The sequence below is a fragment of the Pseudomonas sp. SLFW genome (genome assembly GCF_009905615.1).
Classification (GTDB): Bacteria; Pseudomonadota; Gammaproteobacteria; order Pseudomonadales; family Pseudomonadaceae; genus Aquipseudomonas; species Aquipseudomonas bambusae.
Genome location: NZ_JAAAKW010000001.1, coordinates 285,828 through 308,499, shown reverse-complemented (window position 1 = coordinate 308,499; position 22,672 = coordinate 285,828). Strand labels below are relative to the sequence as shown.

Annotated in this window: 13 protein-coding genes, 2 tRNA genes and 1 pseudogene; 10 read left to right on the top strand and 6 right to left on the bottom strand. The window is 61.5% G+C overall.

What is annotated here, in order from left to right; genetic code table 11:
• The first annotated feature begins 136 nt into the window (after positions 1–136).
• A complete protein-coding gene (locus tag GVN17_RS01215; RefSeq protein WP_166593402.1) occupies positions 137–1,264 on the top strand; it encodes a GNAT family N-acetyltransferase in 1,128 nt (375 codons plus the stop codon).
• Between the two features lie 69 nt (positions 1,265–1,333).
• Here GVN17_RS01215 and GVN17_RS01210 read toward each other — a convergent pair whose 3' ends face one another.
• The gene (locus GVN17_RS01210) at positions 1,334–4,807 is read right to left on the bottom strand and encodes a PAS domain-containing hybrid sensor histidine kinase/response regulator (protein WP_166593401.1); all 3,474 of its coding nucleotides are present in this window, start codon (positions 4,805–4,807) and stop codon (positions 1,334–1,336) included.
• Positions 4,808–5,178: 371 nt separating this feature from the next.
• Here GVN17_RS01210 and GVN17_RS01205 point away from each other — a divergent pair, with 371 nt between their 5' ends.
• Both GVN17_RS01205 and GVN17_RS01200 read left to right on the top strand, forming a co-directional pair.
• Positions 5,179–6,327 carry a TDT family transporter gene (locus GVN17_RS01205; protein ID WP_166593400.1) on the top strand — a complete coding sequence of 383 codons (1,149 nt, stop codon included), beginning with the start codon at positions 5,179–5,181 and terminating at the stop codon, positions 6,325–6,327.
• 223 nt (positions 6,328–6,550) lie between these two features.
• A complete protein-coding gene (locus tag GVN17_RS01200; protein WP_166593399.1) occupies positions 6,551–8,422 on the top strand; it encodes an MFS transporter in 1,872 nt (623 codons plus the stop codon).
• A 215-nt stretch (positions 8,423–8,637) separates the two neighbouring features.
• Here the strand turns inward: GVN17_RS01200 and GVN17_RS01195 are convergent, their stop codons facing one another.
• Both GVN17_RS01195 and rdgC read right to left on the bottom strand, forming a co-directional pair.
• Complete coding sequence (locus GVN17_RS01195) at positions 8,638–9,600, bottom strand: bile acid:sodium symporter family protein (RefSeq protein ID WP_166593398.1); 963 nt, start codon at positions 9,598–9,600, stop codon at positions 8,638–8,640.
• A 99-nt stretch (positions 9,601–9,699) separates the two neighbouring features.
• Positions 9,700–10,620, bottom strand: a complete 921-nt coding sequence (rdgC, locus tag GVN17_RS01190; RefSeq protein WP_166593397.1) for a recombination-associated protein RdgC — start codon at positions 10,618–10,620, stop codon at positions 9,700–9,702.
• Positions 10,621–10,780: 160 nt separating this feature from the next.
• Here rdgC and GVN17_RS01185 point away from each other — a divergent pair.
• Positions 10,781–10,856 (top strand) — tRNA-Val (locus tag GVN17_RS01185).
• A 20-nt stretch (positions 10,857–10,876) separates the two neighbouring features.
• Positions 10,877–10,953: transfer RNA gene (locus GVN17_RS01180), tRNA-Asp, on the top strand.
• Positions 10,954–11,329: 376 nt separating this feature from the next.
• Here the strand turns inward: GVN17_RS01180 and nirD are convergent.
• On the bottom strand, positions 11,330–11,707 hold the full coding sequence (nirD, locus tag GVN17_RS01175) for a nitrite reductase small subunit NirD (protein WP_166593396.1): 378 nt from the start codon (positions 11,705–11,707) through the stop codon (positions 11,330–11,332).
• A complete protein-coding gene (gene nirB, locus GVN17_RS01170) occupies positions 11,704–14,265 on the bottom strand; it encodes a nitrite reductase large subunit NirB (protein ID WP_166593395.1) in 2,562 nt (853 codons plus the stop codon). The genes nirD and nirB overlap by 4 nt, the downstream gene beginning before the upstream one ends.
• A gap of 731 nt (positions 14,266–14,996) precedes the next feature.
• Here nirB and GVN17_RS01165 point away from each other — a divergent pair.
• The 5 genes from GVN17_RS01165 (at position 14,997) to GVN17_RS01145 (ending at position 21,630) form a co-directional block, all read left to right on the top strand.
• Positions 14,997–18,797, top strand: a complete 3,801-nt coding sequence (locus tag GVN17_RS01165) for a bifunctional nitrate reductase/sulfite reductase flavoprotein subunit alpha (RefSeq protein ID WP_166593394.1) — start codon at positions 14,997–14,999, stop codon at positions 18,795–18,797.
• A gap of 280 nt (positions 18,798–19,077) precedes the next feature.
• Positions 19,078–19,863, top strand: coding sequence for an FKBP-type peptidyl-prolyl cis-trans isomerase (locus tag GVN17_RS01160; protein WP_166593393.1), 786 nt, complete (start codon positions 19,078–19,080; stop codon positions 19,861–19,863).
• Between the two features lie 415 nt (positions 19,864–20,278).
• Positions 20,279–20,728 (top strand): YkvA family protein, encoded by a 450-nt coding sequence (locus tag GVN17_RS01155; protein WP_166593392.1) that lies wholly within the window; start codon positions 20,279–20,281, stop codon positions 20,726–20,728.
• A gap of 183 nt (positions 20,729–20,911) precedes the next feature.
• Positions 20,912–21,259 carry a helix-turn-helix domain-containing protein gene (locus tag GVN17_RS01150; RefSeq protein WP_166593391.1) on the top strand — a complete coding sequence of 116 codons (348 nt, stop codon included), beginning with the start codon at positions 20,912–20,914 and terminating at the stop codon, positions 21,257–21,259.
• On the top strand, positions 21,256–21,630 hold the full coding sequence (locus GVN17_RS01145; protein ID WP_166593390.1) for a hypothetical protein: 375 nt from the start codon (positions 21,256–21,258) through the stop codon (positions 21,628–21,630). The genes GVN17_RS01150 and GVN17_RS01145 overlap by 4 nt, the downstream gene beginning before the upstream one ends.
• A gap of 72 nt (positions 21,631–21,702) precedes the next feature.
• Here GVN17_RS01145 and GVN17_RS01140 read toward each other — a convergent pair.
• Positions 21,703–22,662: pseudogene (locus GVN17_RS01140) on the bottom strand (EAL domain-containing protein); the annotation flags it as partial.
• Between the last annotated feature and the right edge of the window lie 10 nt (positions 22,663–22,672).

Genomic DNA, 22,672 nt, shown 5'->3' with positions numbered 1-22,672 from the left:
TGTCAATGACATGTGAAAATTCTGTTGAACCCGCGGGCTAGAGCGCTGTCGGCCCAAGTTTCATGTGCAAATACTTTCAATAAGTGATAAAGCGCAAACGTTGGCGTGAGTGGTTTGAAGAGCTCGGGAGAGATCGATGTCGTTGCATCGCTTGGATAAGTTGTCGGATCTGGCACCTGCCGAATGGGACGCGCTGATACCCGGCGAGTCGCCCTTTCTGCGCCACGGGTTTCTCAGTTCGCTGGAAGACAGTGGCAGCCTCGGACCTCGGTCCGGGTGGCGTGCGGAGCATTTGTTACATTACGAAAACGACACGCTCATCGCCGCGCTGCCGACCTATCGCAAGTGGCATTCCTACGGTGAGTACGTGTTCGATCACGGCTGGGCCGACGCGTGTCGCCGTGCAGGCATTGCGTACTACCCCAAGTTGCTGGTGGCGGTGCCGTTCAGCCCCGTCAGCGGTCCACGCCTGTTGGCGAAGACCCCGGAAGACGGCCGCGAGTTGATCGCCTGCTTGCCGGGGTACGCAGAGGCAGAAGCGTTGTCGAGTGTGCACGTCAACTTCACCGACCCCGTGGCCGATGCCTTGCTCGCCGAACACCCGGAGTGGCTGCAACGCATTGGCTGTCAGTACCACTGGCAGAACCGGGGCTATCGGGACTTCCAGGATTTTCTCGACGCCCTGAGTTCGCGCAAGCGCAAGCAGATGCGCAAGGAGCGCGAACAAGTGGCGGGGCAGGGCTTCGATTTCGAGTGGCTCGAAGGCCACGAACTGAGCCAGGCGCATTGGGATTTCGTTTACGCCTGCTATTCCAACACCTACGAGATTCGCGGCCAGGCGCCGTACCTGACCCGCGAGTTCTTCAGCCTGTTGGCCGAGCGCATGCCCGAGGCGATTCGCGTGGTGTTGGCGAAGCAGGGGTCACGGCCGGTGGCCATGGCGTTCAGCCTGATCGGCGGCGACAGCTTTTATGGGCGGTACTGGGGCTGTCTCGCCGAGTTCGACCGGCTGCATTTCGAGACCTGTTTCTATCAGGGCATGGATTACGCGATTGCCCATGGCATCCAGCGATTCGACGCCGGTGCACAGGGCGAGCACAAGTTGATTCGCGGCTTTGAACCGGTGATCACCCACTCATGGCACTACTTGGCCCATCCCGGTTTGCGCGAGGCGGTGGCGGGGTTTCTGGAGCAAGAGCGGGCCGGGATTCTGGCGTATGCCGAAGAAGCGCGAGGCGCGTTGCCTTACCGTCAGGGGGAGTGAAGGTCATCGTTCCCCGGCAGCGTTGCGCGATCGGCTACAGGGGTGAAGTCGGCCAATGCGGGCGCCCGATCAACTCAAACTCACGTGTCGGCTTAATAGCGCCCGCAAGGCGGCGGGTTTAACCGGCTTGGCCAGGTAATCCAGTCCGGCCGCGTGCACTTGCGCGATCAACTCCGGGCGCCCGTCGGCGCTGATCAGCACCCCAGGCACCGGCTCACCCAACTGCGTGCGCAGCCACGCCATGAGCTCGGTGCCGGTTTCGCCGTGGTCAAGGTGGTAATCCACCAACGCCAGATGCGGGCGGATGCCGTCGTCGAGCAAGGTCTGGCATTCCTCGCGGTTGCGCGCCGTCCACACCTGACAGCCCCAACGGCTGAGCAGGCTGTTCATGCCAATCAGAATGCTGTCTTCATTGTCGATGCACAGCACCTGCGTGCCATTCAAGGCGGCGCGTTTCGGCTCGACCGCCACGGCTTGCGGCGCGGCTTGGGTGCGGGCCAGCGGCACGGTGACGCTGAACACGCTGCCCTTGCCCGGCCATGAACGCACTTCGAGGGTATGGCCCAGCACGCGACACAGACCATCGGCAATCGCCAGCCCCAGGCCCAGGCCTTTTTCGGCGCGGGTCTGGTGGCTGTCGAGCCGTTTGAATTCTTCGAAAATCACTTGGCGTTTGTCTTCGGGAATGCCCGGCCCGCGATCCCACACTTCCAGGCTTACGGATGCGCCCTTGCGTCGCACGCCGAGCAAGATCGGACCTTTCGCGTAACGGAACGCGTTGGTGAGGAAATTCTGCAACACCCGGCGCAACAGCTTCGCATCGCTGGCGACTCGCAATTGACTGCCGCGCACCCGGAAGTTCAGACCCTGTTCCTGGGCCAGCGCTTTGAATTCCGCGCCCAACGTGTCGAACAGGTTGTTGAGCGGGAAGGGCGCGATCGTCGGCGTGAATTTGCCGTTTTCCAGGCGGGAAATGTCCAGCAGGTCACTGATCAGGTCTTCGGCGGAACGCAGCGAGCTGTCGAGGTGCTGAATCAGTTTCTGCGCCTCATCGGGAATGCTGTCATCCACGTGCAGCAGCGCGGCGGAGAACAGCCGCGCCGCGTTCATCGGCTGCATCAGGTCGTGACTGACCGCCGCGAGAAAGCGGGTTTTCGACTGGTTCGCGGCCTCGGCGTGGGCCTTGGCTTCGGTCAGGGCGACGTTGAGTTGCGACAACTCGCGGGTGCGTTCGGCCACGCGCTGTTCGAGGCTTTCGTTGACGCCCTTGAGCGCCTGTTCGGCCTCACGGAACGCGGTGATGTCGGTGAAACTCATGACGAACCCGCCGCCCGGCATCGGGTTGCCGATCAGCTCGATCACCCGGCCGTTGGGAAACAGGCGCTCGGAGGTGTGCGCGCGCCCCTGACGCATCCAGTGCAAGCGGCGGGCGATGTGAACTTCCGCTTCTCCCGGCCCGAGTAAACCCCGTTCAGCGTTGTAGCGGATGATGTCGGCAATCGGGCGCCCGACGCTGATCAGGCCCTCCGGGTAGTTGAACAGTTCGAGGTAGCGGTCGTTCCAGGCCACCAGTTTCAGCGACTGGTCCACCACGCTGATGCCCTGGGTGATGTTTTCGATGGCGCCCTGCAACAGCGCGCGGTTGAACTGCAGCACCTCGGACGCTTCGTCGGCGATGCGCACCACGTCTTCGAGCTGCATGTCGCGGCCCTCGATGGCCGCCTTCACCACGGCGCGGGTCGAGGAGGTGCCGAGGACACCCGCCAGCAGCCGCTCGGTGTGGGCGATCCATTCGCCGTTGGCGTTCTGGTTCGGGTTGAAGCCCTTGCCCTGCCGGTAGGCGAAGCGGATGAAGCTCTGCTGCGCCCGTTCCTCGCCCACAAAACGCGCCGAGAGCTTGAGCAAGTCTTCGATCTGCACGGCCAGCAGCGAGCGATTATTGGGCCGCGCCTGCAATTCCTGACCGATGAAACGCCCGGCCTGCCAGTGTTCCGACACCCGCGTGCGCGACAGCAGCGAGACCCACACGAACAGCGCGAAGTTGCCCGCCATCGACAACAGCACGCCTTGGGTCAACGGGCTGATCGGCAGGTTGAACGGGTTGCTGTGCAGCCAGCCCAGCAGCGGAAAACTGCTCAGCGCCCAGCCCATGCTGTGGGCAGTGAGCGGCAGGACGAGGGTGTAGAACCAGATGAACACGCCCGCCGCCAGCCCTGCGAACACGCCTCGACGATTGGCGGGCTTCCAGTACAACGCGCCGATCATCGCAGGGGTCAATTGCGTGATCGCGGCGAAGGCGATCTGGCCGATGGTCGCCAGGCTCGCAGTCGAGCCGAGCAGGCGATAGCTGACGTAAGCCAGCAGCAGAATCGCGACGATGCTGACCCGGCGCACTGACAGCATCCAGTAACGGAACACTTCGAACGGGCGCTCGGCGGTTTTGCGGCGCAACAGCCACGGCAGCAGCATGTCGTTGGAGACCATGGTCGACAGCGCGACGCTGGCCACGATCACCATGCCCGTCGCCGCCGAGGCGCCGCCGATGAAGGCGAGCATGGCCAACGCAGGGTGCGCGTGGGCCAGCGGCACGCTGATCACGAACGAATCCGGCAGCACCGAACTGGGCAGCAGCATCTGCCCGGCCAGCGCGATAGGCACTACGAACAGCCCGGCCAGCAGCAGGTAAATCGGGAATACCCACTTGGCCAGGCGCAGGTCTTGAGGCTCGATGTTCTCGACCACCGTCACGTGGAACTGTCGGGGCAGGCAGACGATGGCCATCATCGCCACGCCGGTCTGCACCACCATCGACGGCCAGTTGATGGTTTCCTTCCAGTACTCTTCCAGACGCGGCGCCAGCATCGCCTGATTGAACAGGTCGTCCACGCCGTCGTACAGGCCGAAAGTCACGAACACGCCGACGGCCATGAAGGCGAACAGCTTGACCAGCGACTCGAAGGCAATCGCCAGCACCATGCCCCGGTGGTGTTCGGTCGCGTCGAGGTTGCGCGTGCCGAACACGATGGTGAACAGCGCCAGCACCAGCGACACGATCAGCGCGGTATCTTGCGCCCGCGTGCCCGTGGCATCGGCGCCTGCACCGATCAGGATGTTCACGCCGAGCACGATGCCTTTGAGTTGCAGCGCGATGTAGGGCAGCACGCCGATCAGGCAGATCAACGCGACGACGATGGCCAGGGTCTGAGATTTCCCGTAGCGGGCGGCGATGAAGTCGGCGATGGAGGTGATGTTTTCCTGCTTGCTGATCAGGACCATCTTTTGCAGCACCCACGGCGCCAGCACCAGCATCACGATGGGCCCGAGGTAGATCGGCAGGAACGACCACAACTGCTCGGCGGCCTGACCTACGGCCCCGAAAAACGTCCAACTGGTGCAGTAAACCGCCAGCGACAGGCTGTACACCCACGCACGCAAGCGCGGCGGCAAGGCACCGCTGCGACGATCACCGTAAAAGGCGATGGCGAACATAATGGCCATATAGGCCAGGGCGACGGCAGCGATCAGTCCGCTGGACAGCGACATGGGAACTCCAGACTCAAGCAGGTGCGGTTTCGGCTGCGATCCTTCGCAGGTCACACAGTCTCGCACGCCGGGTGACGTTCGTCTGTTTCGACCAAGGTCTGAGCGGGCGCGGGGTTTTCCGAGGCTGCCGCTGATTCCGGCTACCGTGATGACCTGTAGGAGTGAGCTTGCTCGCGATCGCGTGTTACCTGTCAACCCATCCCGACCGGGGAATCGCCATCGCGAGCAAGCTCACTCCTACAGATCGGTGGCATACGTGACCGGCGTGTATATCTGTAAAACCTATGACCCATAGCGAAATTACCCGCTTAGTCGATATCACCTGACGCCCTACCATGGAGATCACCTCACACGAGGACAGGAGCCATCCCATGAGTCACAGTTTTTTCGTCGCCGCGAGCAGGCCCTTCAGCCAACTGAGCCACCCGCGCGAAGTCATCCGCCAATTCATCCCCAACTGGTTCGCCGTGACCATGGGCACCGGGATTCTCTCGGCGGTGCTCACGCAATTGCCCGTTCATGTCCCCGGCCTGTTCCAGTTGGCCGAAGCCCTGTGGCTGCTGAACATCGCGCTGTTTCTGACCTTCAGCGTCCTCTACACCGCTCGATGGATGATGTTCTTCGACGAAGCGCGGCAAGTGTTCGGGCATTCCACGGTCTCGATGTTCTTCGGCACGATCCCTATGGGGCTGGCGACGATCATCAACGGGCTGCTGACGTTCGGCCTGCCGCGCTGGGGCGTCGGTGTGGTGCCCGTCGCAGAACTGCTCTGGTGGCTGGACGTGGCGATGTCGGTGGGCTGCGGCGTGCTGATCCCGTTCATGATGTTCACCCGCCAGCAGCACAGCATCGACCAAATGACAGCGGTATGGTTGCTGCCCGTGGTCGCGGCGGAAGTGGCGGCGGCCAGTGGGGGGTTGCTGGCGCCGCATCTGACGGACACCCACAGCCAGTTCAGCGTGTTGATCACCAGTTACGTGCTGTGGGCGTTGTCGGTGCCCGTGGCGTTCAGCATTCTGACGATCCTTCTGCTGCGCATGGCGTTGCACAAACTGCCCCACGAAAACATGGCAGCGTCGAGTTGGCTGGCGTTGGGGCCGATCAGCACCGGCGCGTTCGGCTTGATGGTGCTGGGCGCTGAGTCGCCACAAATATTCGCCGCCACTGGATTGCCCGGTGTGGGCGAGATTGCGGCGGGATTGGGGTTGATCGCAGGGATCATGCTCTGGGGCGTCGGTGTGTGGTGGCTGCTGATGGCCGTGCTGATCACGGCGCGTTACCTGCGCAACGGCATCCCGTTCAATCTCGGCTGGTGGGGCTTTACCTTTCCGTTGGGCGTGTTTGCGTTGACCACGCTGAAGCTGGGGGCGGTGTTGAATCTGGGGTTCTTTTCGGTCTTCGGCAGCGTGCTGGTCGCCGGTCTGGCGGCGCTGTGGCTAGTGATCATGAAACGCACCGTGGTAGGTGCCTATAAAGGAACGCTGTTCGTCTCGCCGTGTATTGCGGGTTTGAAAGGGTAAGGTTCTCACTGCCTGCACGACATCAAACTGTGGGATCGAATTCATCCGCGAAAAAGGTTCAGCCGATAGAGAGGTGCCGCCTGAAATACCTTCGTGAATGAATTTGCTCCCACAGAAAATGTGCATCGACAGAAACGCCTGTTGCGTCTTCAATGTGGCTCGGATCGGCTCTCCTGCGTTCCAATCCAAAAGCCGATAGCGGCGCCATTCAGGACCCTGGACGATGAGTCAGTCGCAGTTCAATTTGTTGGGCAAACGGCGTTTCCTGCCGTTCTTCGTGACCCAGTCCCTCGGGGCCTTCAACGACAACATCTTCAAGCAATCGCTGATCCTCGCCATCCTCTACAAGCTCGCCATCGACGGTGACCGTTCGATCTACGTCAACCTCTGCGCCTTGCTGTTCATCCTGCCGTTCTTTTTGTTCTCGGCGCTGGCGGGGCAGTTCGGGGAGAAGTACCCCAAAGACCGGCTGATCCGCATGATCAAGGTGCTGGAGATCGGCATCATGGTGGTCGGCGCTGTCGGCTTTCTGTTCGATCACCTGTCGTTGATGCTCGCCGCGCTGTTCGCCATGGGCACCCACTCGGCGTTGTTCGGGCCAGTGAAATACTCGATCCTGCCCCAGCACCTGCACGAAAACGAATTGGTGGGCGGCAACGGTCTGGTGGAAATGGGCACCTTCCTGGCGATTCTCGCCGGGACCATCGGCGCCGGGATCATGATGTCGGCCACCCATTACGCGCCCATCGTCTCGACCGCGATGGTGCTGGTGGCGTGCCTGGGTTATCTCGCCAGTCGCGGCATTCCTCCCGCCGCAGCCGCCAGCCCGGAAATGCGCCTGAACTGGAACATCTTCAGCGAATCCTGGGCCACCCTGAAACTGGGCCTCGGCCAGACCAAAGCGGTGTCGCGCTCCATCGTCGGCAACTCCTGGTTCTGGTTTGTCGGTGCGATCTACCTGACGCAGATTCCGGCGTACGCCAAGGAGTTTCTCTACGGCGATGAAACCGTCGTCACCCTGATCCTCACCGTGTTCTCCATCGGCATTGCCGCAGGTTCGATGCTCTGCGAGCGGCTGTCGGGACGCAAAGTGGAAATCGGCCTGGTGCCCTTCGGTTCGGCAGGCTTGACCGTGTTTGGCCTACTGCTGTGGTGGCATTCCGGCGGTTTCCCGCAGAACGTTCAGGCCAACAACTGGCTGGCCGTGCTGGGTTACGGTCAGGCGTGGTGGGTGCTGCTCGACATCCTTGGCATCGGCGTGTTCGGTGGCTTCTACATCGTGCCGCTGTACGCGCTGATCCAGTCGCGTACGCCGGAGAAAGAGCGCTCGCGGGTGATCGCTTCGAACAACATCCTCAATGCGCTGTTCATGGTGGTCTCGGCGATTGTCTCGATCATCTTCCTCAGCGTGGTGAAGCTGTCGATCCCGCAACTGTTCCTCGTCGTCTCGCTGATGAACATCGCGGTCAACACCTACATCTTCAAGATCGTCCCGGAATTCACCATGCGTTTCATGATCTGGCTGCTCAGCCATTCCATGTACCGCGTGGAGCACCGCGACCTCGAACAAATCCCTGACGAAGGCGCGGCCTTGCTGGTCTGCAACCACGTGTCGTTCGTCGATGCGTTGCTGATCGCAGGCTCGGTGCGTCGGCCGATCCGCTTCGTCATGTACTACAAAATCTTCAACATCCCTGTGCTGAACTTCATCTTCCGCACCGCTGGCGCGATCCCGATTGCCGGGCGTGGCGAAGACCTGTTGATCTACGACGCTGCCTTCGAGCGCATCGCCGAATACCTCAAGGAAGGCGAGTTGGTGTGCATCTTCCCCGAAGGAAAACTGACCACCACGGGCGACATCGACGAGTTCAAAGGCGGCATGACCCGCGTGCTGGAAGAGACCGACGTGCCGGTGATCCCGCTGGCGTTGCAGGGGTTGTGGGGCAGCTTTTTCAGCCGCGATCCGAACAAAGGTGTGTTCCGTCGGTTGTGGTCGCGCGTGACCCTGGTGGCAGGGCCTGCGATGGCGGGGGAGGAGTCGCAACCTGCGCTCGTGCGTGAGCGGGTGGCGGCGTTGAGAGGGGAAATGCGCTAATCAGGCGCTGCGGTTCTGATGCGGAGTGCAGTTTCCTGTAGGAGCGCATTCATTCGCGAAAAGGGTTCAGCCGATAGGAATGTGCCGCCTGAAATACCTTCGCGAATGAATTCGCTCCCACAGGGTGATTGGGGTGTGTCAGACCAGATGCCTTCTCTGACACATTGCTGATCGGTGGTGTGTCAGACAAGCCGCCCGCTCTGACACATGGCCGATCAGCTCACCACCGGCTTGTCTTCCGCCGCCACCGCATCCGGTTCCATCTTCCGGAAGTACGTCGAGAGCAGCGCGCCGGAGATGTTGTGCCACACGCTGAACAGCGCGCTCGGCACCGCCGCCAGTGGCGAGAAGTGCGCGGCGGCCAGGGCGGCGCCGAGGCCGGAATTCTGCATGCCGACTTCCAGCGACAGGGATTTGCGCTGGGGCAGCGGCAGTTTGAACAGCTTGCCGGTGAAATAGCCCAGGCCGAAACCAAAGGTGTTGTGCAGGATGACCACGGCCATGATCAGCAGGCCCGACTCGGCGATTTTCGCCTGACTGGCCGCCACCACCGCGCAGACGATCATCACGATGCTCACCACCGAAATCAGCGGCAGCACGTCGACGGCGTATTGCACCTTCTCGCCCAGGACCTTTTGCGCAACGACGCCGAGCACAATCGGCAGCATCACGAATTGCAGGATCGACCAGAACATATCCATGAAAGACACCGGCAGCCAGGCAGACGCCAGCAGCCAGATCAGCGCCGGCGTCAACAGCGGGGCGAGGAGGGTGGTGACGGCGGCAATGGCCACCGACAGCGCCAGGTCGCCCTTGGCCAGCCAGGTCATGACGTTGGACGACGTGCCGCTTGGGCAGCAACCGACCAGAATCACGCCGACGGCAATTTCCGCTGGCAGGTGGAACACCTGACACAGCAACCACGCCACACCCGGCATGATCACGAAATGCGCAACCACGCCCAACGCCACACGCCACGGATGGCGCACGACTTCGGAGAAGTCTTCAAGCTTGAGGGTCAGGCCCATGCCGAACATGACCAGCCCCAGCAGCGGGACGATCAGGGTTTTCAGCGCAATGAACCAGTCCGGGAACAGGAACGCCAATACGGCGAACAGCAGCACCCAGTACGCGAAGGTATTACCGACAAAACGACTCAACGCAGCCAGGGCACGCATGGCTTGCTCCTTAGGTTTCTCTATTTATAAGTGTCGATCAGCACTGCGCCGTCGATGAGCGACGGCGCAGCAGGTGATGCTTTATACCGCGTCGGGCTGTCAGATACCTTGGGGAATCTCTTCACCACCCAACGCCTCGAACAGCTCCGGCAAGAACTCGCCGAAGGTCAGCATCATCAAGGTGAAGCTGGCGTCCAGTTGGCCCAGCGCGTCGTCGCCGCCGTCCTGTTCAGCCTGATCTTGCAGCAGGTCTTCGAACTTCAGGCGCTTGATGCCCAGTTTGTCGTCCAGCACGAAGGACAGTTTGTCCTGCCAGGCAAGAGACAGCTGGGTGACGACCTTGCCAGTGCTCAAGTGCAGCTGGATTTCGTCGCTGGTCAGGTCCTGACGCTTGCACTTCACGATGCCGCCGTCTTCGTGGGTGTCGCGCAGTTCGCATTCGTCGAGGACGAAGAAGTTGTCAGCGGTCTGGCCGGTCTTCACCCAATCGGTCATGACGGCGGTCGGCGCGGTCTTCACGGTCACCGGGCGCACCGGCAGCGAACCGACCACTTCACGCAGGGTAGAGAGCAGGTCTTCGGCGCGTTTAGGGCTGGAGGCGTTGACCAGGATTACGCCTTGCTTCGGCGCGATGGCGGCGAAGGTGGCCGAGCGGCGGATGAACGCGCGCGGCAGGAAGGCCTGGATGATTTCGTCCTTGAGCTGATCGCGCTCTTTTTTATAGACCTTGCGCATTTGCTCGGTCTCGATTTCTTCGACTTTCTCTTTCAGCGCGTCGTTGACCACGCTGCCGGGGAGAATGCGTTCTTCCTTGCGCGCGGAAATCAGCAGAAAATCGCCGCTGACGTGCACCAATGGCGCGTCTTCACCCTTGCCGAACGGGGCGATGAAACCGTAAGTGGTCAACTCCTGGCTGGCACAAGCGCGTGCAGGCTTGGTCGCCAATGCGGTTTCCAGCGCCTCGGCGTCAAACGGCAGGTCTTGGGTCAGGCGATAGACAAGCAGGTTTTTGAACCACATGGGGAACAGCTCTCCTTTATACAAAGGGGGGCATTATTCGCTGCTGCGACCCTGCGGCCAACCCTGATGTAACCCTTTGGTTGGATTATAAAAATTATTTGAAAAAGTGCTTGCCAGAGGTTTGATCGCTCCGTAGAATGCGCGCCACACCGAGAGACAAGGGTGATTAGCTCAGCCGGGAGAGCATCTGCCTTACAAGCAGAGGGTCGGCGGTTCGATCCCGTCATCACCCACCACTCGTTGAAAGGTGTTACGCGCAGCGGTAGTTCAGTCGGTTAGAATACCGGCCTGTCACGCCGGGGGTCGCGGGTTCGAGTCCCGTCCGCTGCGCCATATTGAGTTACGAGGCCCTTGAACTCCTCGTAACGACAGAGAAAGCGACCTTAGGGTCGCTTTTTTTGTGCCTGGGATTTGGTGATGCTTGGGGCTCGATCCGTTGTTGATTCTGGCCGAAGAGCGGGCTCTCGCCAGACGCCGATGCTCGACCTGTGCTGCCCTCGATTCTGGCCAAAGGCCGTGGGAGTTGGCTTGCCTACGATCTGCTGCGAAGCAGCAGTAGAACCGGACACCTTGGTTGTGTCTGACACACCGCGTTTGTCGGGTTTGCTGCCGGTGCCCGGCAGATCGCGAGCAAGCTTGCTCCCACGCCTTCGGCAGAAGCAGATCGATGTGCGCACACGCTCGCGTTTGATTCTGGCTAAAGGCCGTGTTACCCCACATCCACCTCCACCACATCCCCCGTCAACCTGACGGGCCACGTCCGCAACTTCAGCGCCGGGTCTTCGAGGCACGTGCCGTCGTCCAACCGATAATGCTGCTTATATAAAGGTGAGGCGATCACCAGATCCCCGGCGAGGCTGCCGATCAATCCGCGTCCGATCACGTTCACGCCCGACACCGGGTCGCGGTTGTCCACGGCGAACAACTGCGGGGTGCCGCTGATCGAGGCGACGTACAGCAGCGCCACTTGCACGTTGCCCATCAGCGCCACGACGCCGGAATTGAGCACCAGATCCTGACGGGCGCAGACGGCGCGCCAGGCCTGGGTGTGCGAAAGGTCTTTCATCGACGCGTGGACCTGGTTCATCGTGCGATCTCCTCGACAGGGATAAGGTTGAGTTCGTGGCTGCGGGCCGGGCGACGCTGGCTGCGCTCCTTGACGAAATGGATGTCCGGGTCGGCGCTCTTGTCGTTGACGAAGGTGCGGAAGCGCTTGAGCTTTTCCGGGCTCTTCAGCGCATTCGCCCATTCGCATTCATAACGATCGACCACCAGCTGCATTTGTTCCTCCAACTCGACGGCCAACCCCAGGGTGTCGTCGATGACCACGGCTTTCAGGTAATCCAGCCCGCCTTCAAGCGATTCGCGCCAGACCGACGTGCGTTGCAGCTTGTCGGCGGTGCGGATGTAGAACATCAACACCCGGTCGATGTAGCGAATCAGCGTCTCGTCATCCAGGTCCGTGGCGAACAGCTCGGCGTGACGCGGGCGCATGCCGCCGTTGCCACACACGTACAGGTTCCAGCCGTTCTCGGTGGCGATCACGCCGATGTCCTTGCTCTGGGCTTCGGCGCATTCGCGGGTGCAACCCGACACGGCAAACTTCAGTTTGTGCGGCGAACGCAGGCCCTTGTAACGGTCCTCGATGCGCAACGCCATGCTCACGCTGTCCTGCACGCCATACCGACACCATGTACTGCCCACGCAGGACTTCACGGTGCGCGTCGACTTGCCGTACGCATGCCCGGTCTCGAACCCGGCCGCGATCAGCTCGGCCCAGATGTCCGGCAATTCATGCAGCTGCGCGCCAAACAGGTCGATGCGCTGGCCGCCGGTGATCTTGGTGTACAGGTCGTATTTCTTCGCCACCGCGCCAATTGCCAGCAGACCGTCCGGGGTAATCTCTCCCGCCGGGATGCGCGGGACCACCGAATAGGTGCCGTTTTTCTGCATGTTGGCCATGAACGTGTCGTTGGTGTCCTGCAACGGCACCAGTGATGGGTCCATGATCGGCTTGTTCCAGCAAGACGCAAGGATCGAGCCGACCGCTGGCTTGCAGATGTCGCAACCAAGATGGCCTTTGCCGTGGAGAGCTAGCATGTGCTCGAACGTCTCGATGTTTTCCACCCGTGCGAAGGCGTACAGCTCCTGCCGGGTGTAGGCGAAGTGTTCGCACAGGCTCTTGTCCACGGCCACGCCACGGCCGGTCAGTTCGTGTTCGAAGACACTTTTCAGCAGCGCCGCACACCCGCCGCACCCGGTCGCCGCCTTGGTGCAGGCTTTGAGCCCGGCAAGGTCGGTGCAGCCGGTGTCGATGGCCGAGCAGATCGAGGCCTTGCTGACGTTGTGGCAGGAGCAGATGGTCGCGGTGGCGGGCAATGTGTCGGCGCCTAGCGTCGGCGCGCCTTCGCTTTGCGGCATGATCAGGCTCGACGGGTCGGCGGGCAGTTTGATGCCGTTCTGCGCGTATTGCAGCAGGGTGTCGTAATAGCTGTTGTCGCCCACCAGCACGGCGCCGAGCACCTGTTTGCCATCGGCGGAAACCACCAGACGACGATAACTGGCCGTGGCTTCGTCGATGAAGCGGTAGCTGCGTGCGCCGGTCAGCGCGCCATGGGCGTCACCAATCGAACCGACGTCTACGCCCAGCAGCTTGAGCTTGGTGGACATGTCGGCACCGAAGAATGGCTCGGCGTCCAGATCGCACAATTGCGCGGCGACATTGCGCGCCATCTGATACCCCGGCGCCACCAGGCCAAAAACACTGCCGTTCCAGGCCGCGCATTCACCGATGGCGAAAATGTCGGCATCGCTGGTGCGGCAGTGCTCATCGATGGCGATGCCACCCCGTGGCCCTAGTTCCAGCGCGCAGTGGCGGGCGAGGGCGTCTTGCGGACGAATGCCTGCGGAAAACACGATCAAGTCGGTTTCGAGAAATTCGTCGCCTGCGAAATTCATCCGGTAACGGTACTGCTCACCCTTGCTGATCGACTGCGTGGCGCGAGAAAGATGCACACCCACGCCCAGAGCTTCGATGCGGGCCTTCAAGGCCGCGCCGCCGAAGTCGTCCAGTTGCACCGGCATCAGGCGCGGGGCGAATTCGACGACGTGGGCTTCCAGACCCAATGACTTCAGCGCGTTCGCGGCTTCGAGGCCGAGCAAGCCGCCACCGACCACCACCCCGCGCGTCGCCTGGCTCGCAGCGGTGCGAATGGTGTCCAGATCGTCCAGCGTGCGATAGACCAGACGCGAGTTGCCTTCCGCGCCTTCGATGGGCGGCACGAAGGGGTAAGAGCCGGTCGCCAGCACCAGCTTGTCGTAGCCGAAGCAGCCTTGAGCGGTGATCACCTCGCGGCGCCCCCGGTCAATCTCCAGCACCGGCACGCCCAGATGCAGGGTCAGCCCGAGCTGTTCATATAACGAGGCATCGCTCAGTGCCAGCGACTCGGCATCCCGACCGCCGAAATACTCGGACAGGTGCACGCGGTCGTAGGCGCGCTGGCCTTCCTCGCCGAAGACGTGAACGCGATAGCGCGAGAGGGCACCGGCGGCGATCAGTTGCTCGACGCAGTGATGACCGACCATCCCGTTGCCGACCACGATCAGGGTTTGCAGATCATCAAGCGAGGCGACAGTAGTGTTCATATCGATTCCCGGCCTAAGCCAATCAGGTTTTTCAAACGCAAAAAAAAAGGCGCCCGGAACCTCTCGGTTCCAGGCGCCTTTGCCTGTTCTTTATGGGTTGTCGCGACAGCGGTGTCGCCGGCAACGTGCTGAGCCCGGCGGCAGATCGTCGTTGACCCGCCAGAGCCGCCAGCCGCGCATGTGTGGCTGGACTTGGAATGGATGTAGCAATGGGTGTGCCAGCGAGGGGAATGCGCACCGAACGTCAGGCTACGTACCTTGGCTTCTGCCCGAAGGGCGTGGGAGTTGGCTTGCCTACGATCTGGGGCGAAGCGGCAGCAAAATCGGGCACCTCCGTTGCGTCAGGCATACCGAGTCGTCAGATTTGCGACTGCTGCGCAGCCGATCGCAGGCAAGCCAGCTCCCACGGCCTGCGGCCAGAATCAAGAGCCCAGACCGGGTGAGTGTGTGTGAGTGTCGTACCGATTCAGCACGACATCGGTGCGATTTTGCCGTCATCGCCCCAACCTGTGGCAGCACGCCGTGTCAGCGGCAGCACCCCCAAAGCCGCCATCGCCATGCGCCCGTGCACTTCCCGGCGATGTTCAACCCGCTGGCCTGTCCCTTGCAATGTCACCTGCAAAGGCAATCAACACAGATTGCCGTCCTTCACGACAAAGGCGCCGTGTACTCCCCGTTCTAAAGACGGAGGAGGACAGGGCGCCTTTTTTTTGGCCTCGGGAAACGTGCAGATGGCGAGCAGCAGCGTGCGAAGTGTGTGTCCTTATTGCGGCGTCGGCTGCGGCATCGTCATGCAGGTCGAAGACAACCGCGTGATCAAGGTCAGCGGCGACAAAGACCACCCCACCAACCACGGTCGCCTGTGCACCAAAGGCACCACCTGCGGCCAGGCGATTGCCGAATCCGGACGCATGGAGTCGGCTTACCTGCGTCACGAGCGCCGCCAAGACCCCGTGCGCACACCCATCGACGTGGCGATCCGCGAAACCGCTCAGCGCCTGCGCACGATCCTCGACCGCGACGGCCCGAACGCGCTGGCCTTTTATGTCTCCGGGCAAATGTCGCTGGAAGCCCAGTACCTTGCGAACAAACTGGCCAAGGGTTTCGTGCGCACCCGCAACATCGAGTCCAACTCGCGACTGTGCATGGCCAGTGCGGGCAGCGGGTACAAGCTGTCGCTGGGCGCCGATGGCCCGCCCGGTTCCTACGACGATTTCGACAAGGCCGACCTGTTTTTCGTGATCGGCGCGAACATGGCCGACTGTCACCCGATCCTGTTCCTGCGCATGATGGATCGGGTCAAGGCGGGGGCGAAGCTGATTGTCGTCGATCCCCGGCGCAGTGCCACGGCGGACAAAGCCGACCTGTTTTTGCAGATCAAGCCGGGGACCGACCTCGCGTTGCTCAACGGCCTGCTGCACCTGCTGTACGAAAGTGGCGATATTGATGCCGACTTCATCGCGTCCTATACCCAGGGCTGGGAGGCGATGCCATCGTTTCTGGCCGATTACACGCCCGCCCATGTGGCGCGAATGACGGGACTGGCCGAGGCCGATATTCGTCAGGCGGCTGCGATGATCGGCAAGGCGCCGGACTGGATGAGCTGCTGGACAATGGGCCTGAACCAGAGCACTCATGGCACCTGGAACACCAACGCGTTGTGCAACCTGCACCTGGCGACCGGCGCGATTTGCCGGCCGGGCAGTGGCCCGTTCTCCCTGACCGGCCAGCCCAATGCCATGGGCGGTAGGGAAATGGGCTACATGGGGCCGGGACTTCCCGGACAGCGCTCGGTCCTCGTTGAACAGGACCGTTCCTTTATAGAAGCGCTGTGGTCGATCCCCCAGAGTAGCCTCGGCCAGACCGTTGGCGGCGGCACCATTGATCTGTTCGAGCAGATGCGCGACGGCGCGATCAAAGCCTGCTGGATTATCTGCACCAACCCGGTCGTCAGCGTCGCCAACCGCGCTACGGTGATCGAAGCGTTGCAGTCTGCCGAATTGGTCATTACTCAGGACGCCTTCCTCGACACCGAAACCAACCGCTACGCCGACATACTTCTGCCGGGCGCGCTGTGGGCAGAATCCGAAGGGGTGATGATCAACTCCGAGCGCAACCTGAACCTCACGCAAAAGGCCGTCGATGCGCCGGGAGAGGCCTTGCCCGACTGGCAAATCATCGCCCGCGTGGCCTGTGAAATGGGCTTTGCCGACGCCTTCGGCTACACCTCGGCGGAAGACGTGTTCGAGGAAATCAAACAGGCCTGGAACCCGAAAACCGGCTACGACATTCGCGGCGCCAGTTATGCGCGCTTGCGCGAACAGCCACTGCAATGGCCCTGCGCGCCGGACGACCCAGGCACCCGCAACCCGATTCGTTACCTGAACGATGGCGTCAGTCAGACGCTGAAAAAGGACGAGAGCGGCCAGCGTCCCGCCATTGTGTTTGCCACCGAAAACGGCAAGGCGGTGTTTCTGCCGCGTCCGCACATGCCGCCCGCCGAACTGCCCAACGATACCTTTCCGATGGTGCTCAACACGGGCCGCGTGCAGCACCAATGGCACACGCTGACCAAGACCGGCAAGGTCGCAACGCTGAACAAACTCAACCCCGGCCCCTTCGTCGAAATTCACCCGGACGACGCCGCTGCGTTGGGGATCGCCGACAAGGATGCGGTGGAAATCCGCTCAGCGAGAGGCCATGCCGTGTTGCCCGCCACGATCACCGACCGCGTCCGTCCCGGCAATTGCTTCGCGCCGTTTCACTGGAATGACGTGTACGGCGAACACCTCGCGATCAACGCCGTGACCAGCGACGCCATCGATCCGATTTCCCGGCAGCCGGCATTCAAGTTCTGCGCGGTCGCCTTGAAAAAGGTCGAGCTGATCGGCCATCGCTTTCTCGACCTGCCGCAGACAGAAGATGACGCCGTGGACGAGGCTGAGGGCGAGCCACTCTTGACCCTGCTGTGGGCCTCGCAGACCGGCAATGCCGAGACGTTGGCCAAAGGCTTCGGCTCACGTTTGCGCTCGGCAGGCGTGCCGGTACAGGTGTCGGCGATGGACAGTTTTTCGGCGAAGCGCTTGAGTGAAGTCAGCAACATCGCGCTGATCAGCAGCACCTTCGGCGACGGCGATTCTCCAGACAACGGCCAAGGTTTCTGGCAGGCCCTGAGTGCGCAACAACAGCGGTTGGAATCGCTGCGCTACGCCGTGTTGGCGTTGGGCGATCCGAGTTATGACCGCTTCTGCCAGCACGGTCGGAATCTTGATCAGCGCTTGTCGGAACTGGGCGCAACGCCGCTGGTGAACCGGGTCGATTGTGACGGGGATTTTCAGGCGTCGGGCGAAATGTGGTTCAAGGCATTGCAGCAGGCGCTGGCGCTGGAGCTGCCTGCTGCCGAGATGCAGGAAACGATCAGCGATCAGCCGACCCGCACACGTCCTCATCACGCCCGGCTCTCGATCAATCGGCGCTTGAACGGGCAGGGCGCAAGCAAAGACACGCGCCAGTTCGCGCTCACGATCGGGGATTCGGGCATGACCTATGAAGCAGGCGACGCTTTGGGCGTGTGGCCGCGCAACTGCCCTGCGCTGGTCGATGAAGTACTCGACCTCACAGGGCTCAAGGGCGAGCAGCCCGTAAACGTCGCCAAGGCTGGGGATGTCCCGCTGCGTCAGGCACTGACTGAGTATCTGGAGATCGCCCGGCCCACCCCGGAGATGCTGAATTTCATTGCCGAGCGCAGCGGCAGTCAGGAACTGAAGGTCCTGCTCGGTGAATCCCTCAGGGGCGAGCTGAAAAGCTGGCTGTGGGGGCGGCAGCTCGCAGATGTGCTACGCGAATATCCGATCCAGTGCTCAGCGCAGGCGCTACTGGAACAGCTCAAACCCTTGCAACCGCGCCTGTATTCCATCGCCTCCAGTTCAAAAGCCCATCCCGATGAAGTTCATCTGACGGTGTCTGCGGTTCGATACGGCAAACGCAAAGGCGTGTCCTCGACCTTTCTCGCCGATCGAGCGGACGACAGCCCGGTGCCGATTTTCCTGCAACCGACGCAGCACTTTCGCCCACCCCGCGACGGCGATGTGCCGATGATCATGATCGGACCGGGCACCGGCGTGGCGCCGTTTCGGGCTTTCCTGCAAGAGCGGCAGGCGAGAGGGGATCGGGGCGCCAACTGGCTGTTTTTCGGCGAGCAGCACGCGGCCACCGATTACTACTACCGCGACGAACTGCAAGGGATGCAAAAAGGCGGGCTGCTGAACCGACTCAGCCTGGCTTTTTCCCGCGATCAGGCCGAAAAAATCTACGTCCAGCACCGCATTCGGCAACAAGGCGCCGAACTCTGGCGCTGGTTGCAGAACGGCGCGCACCTTTATATCTGCGGTGACGCCACGCACATGGCCAAAGACGTCGATCAGGCGCTGCGTGACGTAATCGCGACCCAAGGTGGCCTGAGCGAAGAGCGGGCGGTCGAGCATTTGCGGCAGTTGGTCGAGCAGAAGCGCTACGTGAGGGACGTTTACTGAGGGTTTCATCCTAATTTGTCGGTGATCGTTCCACCGCTTTCGTCAGCAAGCCGGCTCCCCAGGCCTGAGCCGTCGCTGAGTCCGGCGGCGAGCGCTGGAGAAACCGCAGAAGCCGCCTGAACCAAAACTGAACCGTTTTCTCGATAGAACGAGAAAACCTTTGGTTACCTGAACTTATCGACCTTTTCCCCCTCTCATGCCGGTAGCCATTGATCGCGGCGGCCTGATAAGCTCGCGGCTTTACTCGTTTGCCCTTTCGGCGCATGAACAAGGAAACAGGATGAAACAGCATCGGTTGGCAGCGGCGATTGCCCTGGTCGGTCTGGTACTCGCGGGCTGTGATAAGCAAGCCAGCACCGTTGAGCTGAAAACCCCGGCACAAAAAGCGTCCTACGGCATCGGCCTGAACATGGGCAAGAGCCTGGCTCAAGAAGGTATGGACGATCTGGATTCCAAAGCCGTAGCGCTGGGTATCGAAGATGCCGTCGGCAAGAAAGAACAGAAACTGAAAGACGAAGAGCTGGTTGCGGCCTTCGGCGAGCTGCAAAAGCGTGCTGAAGAACGCATGGCCAAGATGAGCGAAGAGTCGGCAGCCGCTGGCAAGAAATTCCTCGAAGAAAACGGCAAGCGTAAAGAAGTGACCACTACCGCTTCTGGCCTGCAGTACGAAGTCATCAAGCAAGCCGATGGCCCAGTACCCAAGCCGACTGATGTCGTGACCGTTCACTACGAAGGCAAGCTGACTGACGGCAAGGTGTTCGACAGCTCTGTCGAGCGCGGCAGCCCGATCGATCTGCCGGTCAGCGGTGTGATTCCAGGCTGGGTCGAAGGCCTGCAACTGATGCACGTTGGCGAGAAGATCAAGCTCTACATCCCGAGCGATCTGGCTTATGGCGCTCAAAGCCCAAGCCCGATGATCCCGGCCAACTCGGTTCTGGTCTTCGACCTGGAACTGCTGGGCATCAAGGACCCGGCTGCTGCCGGCAACGACGCCGCTGGCGCAGCGGACGAGGAAGAAGAAGCTGCCCCGGCAGCAGAACCTGCCAAGCCTGCTGCCAAGAAGTAATCGATCCGTCGATTGCCGCTTGAACAGAAATGCCCCGTCTCGACGGGGCATTTTCGTTTTTGCCGAAAATAAATCGAACGGGGCAGGGAGAGGGCAGTCCCAATACCGTTGGCAGATGGAGCAATGTCGGCATTTGCTGAACGATGCGTCAGGTTTTTAACTGTCGTGGGTAGCCTCGGCCAACCCTCAAGTCAACGATTTTTTGCGTTTATTTATGTGAGTAAAAAACGCGCGATTTAAGGCAGAGCCCTATAAAACGGGCGTTTCAGCGCCGTAAACCGGCTCTGTTCACAAGGTTATCCACAATTTGTGTGGATAACCTTTTGTGCGTGAAAAAGAGCGTTTACAGGTCGGGTTCTTCCATCGAGGGCGATGGGCCATTTGGTCGATTTTTATCGATATCGCTGGAGTGAATATGAAAGCACCCTGGAATTTCATTCGTTACCTGCCCATGGCCAAGCGGTTGATGGCAGCAGGTCGTTTGCCCGCATTGTTGTTCGCGGTGGCGGGCAAGGCCGCGAGCGATGGCAACCGGCTGGGCAAACTCAAGGACGACCTCAAGCTCTTGCAGGCACTGTGTCTGGCGTACTGGCGCGGTGAGTACCGGGCCATCAGTGGCAAGGCTATTTTGTCGGTGGTGGCGGGGCTGATGTATTTTTTGAGCCCGTTAGACGCCATTCCAGACTGGATTCCGGGATTGGGCATGCTAGACGACATCGCGGTCCTGGCGTGGGTGATGAAGAGCCTGGAAGCCGAACTCAGCGCATTCCGCGCCTGGCGTGAGCGGCAGAGCCCGGAAAAGCTTGCTGTGGTCGAGCGTTTGCCCTCGACGCCGAAAGTGCTGGAGCAAGAAAAGAAAGACTGACAGCTGATCTGCTCCCGCCCGATCCACAGGTCAGCTCACCGGCATCCCAATCCCCCAAAACGTCGTTCATGAGAAAACTCTGTCGATCCCCCGTACGCCTTTGCCCCTCTTCCGCTGGTAAGATGCCGCCAATACAGAGAAAAAGATTACAAGAAACGGCTATTCGTCCTACAGGGGGTGGTTATGGATCTTCAGGTTATTTCTCGCGATGGAGAGCCAGAATACGCGGTGTTGCCATGGGCGGAGTATCAGGCGCTGTTGAAGGCGGCGGGCGTGTCCCGAGCACCGGAGGCAGCCCCGTCCGTCCAGTCTGCCGCGTCCGCCGCTGCCGATTCGGATTTGCCCTCGTTCGACCAACTGGGGTCACTGCGTCAGGCCAAGGGTGTCGAGCTGGCCGTACTGGCCCGAGCGGTGGGGATCAGCCCTTCTTATCTGGAAATGATCGAAAGCGGAAACCGCGAGCCCGACGCCGCCATACAGCGCAGTCTCGCCTGGGAATTGGGCGTGCCGGGCTGGCGAGGTGAAGCATGAGCGTGCGCATCAGCCGTCAGCATTGGGAGGCGCTCCTGAGTGAGCTGGACCTCGCCCGTCGCCAACGCCATCTGGTCACCTACCGCGCCTTGCTTGAACGCCTGCAATTGCCGACTCCGGCGATGCAAACCCTGACCGCCGCCCTCGAACACCTCGCCGCCCTCGACGCCCGCGCCGAACAGCCGTTGCGCAGCTCGCTGGTCATCAGTCAGGGCGCCAGCCGTCTGCCGCGCACCGGCTTCTTCGAATGCGCTGAACGCCTCGGCCGTTTCACCGGCCCCTCCGACGGCATCGCTGCTGCTTCCTGGCACGCCGCTGAAGTCGTGCGGGTGTTCGAGTTCGAATACGCGGAAGAGGTCAAGCCGAGTTAGATCATCGCGGCCCGGCAGGGCGGCGTTCGCCATCGATCAGTGGCCCCATCAGGCGCGAGTGGTTACACGCAGGTCCGACAGCGCATTCCTATGGACGACGCCTACGGGGCGATGACCTTCATCCACGATGGCCAGGGCGTGCAGATCGCCATGGCGACGAAAGAGTTCCAGCACATCAGCAATCGGCGTGGATTCAAGCACCACAGGTTGAGTGTTGAGCAGCAAATCGAGGTCGCCCACTGCGCCATTGAAACTCCCTGCGCTCGGACCGAGCATCGGCAGCAGCGCGCGAGCGTCGCGGGGCGGATGTTCTTGCGGGCGGCACAGCAGATAGCCCTGCACCAGCTCGACGCCCATGTCGATCAGCACCTCCAGCTCTTCCTGCAATTCGATGCCTTCGGCGATCACCAGCGCCCGGGAGGCCTTGGCCATCTGCAGCATGGAGCCGACGAACTCGCGCTTCACGGCATCCTGATGAATGCCGTCGATGAAGTGGCGGTCGATCTTCACGTAATCCGGGCGCAGCTCGGACCACAGGCGCAGGCTGGAATAGCCCGCGCCCAAGTCGTCCAGTGCGATGGAAAACCCCATATCGCGGTAGTGATACAACGCGTTGTACAGCAGGCCGAAGTCGTCGGTCGGCGTTTGCTCGGTCAGTTCGATCACCACTTGGCTCGGCGGAATGCCGTAGCGCTGCAACAGCTGCAATGTGCGTCCGGGCGGGTGCGAAGGCTCCAGCAGGGATTCAGGCGAGATGTTGAGGAAGAGTTTGCCTTCCAGTTTCTGTTCGCTGAAACGTCGGCAGGCAGATTCGCGGCAGGCGAGTTCCAGCTCGCTCAGGCGCCCGGTCTGACGGGCAACGGCGAACAGGCTGATGGGGGAGTGCAGGGCGCTGTTGGACGGGCCGCGGGTCAGGGCTTCGTAGCCAAGGATCCGGCGATCCGGCAGCGACACAATCGGTTGGAACAGGCTGTGCAAGTCGCGGTGAGTCAAAATCGCAATCAAGGCGCTCAGCTGTTCGGTCACGGTCATGGCAATCTCG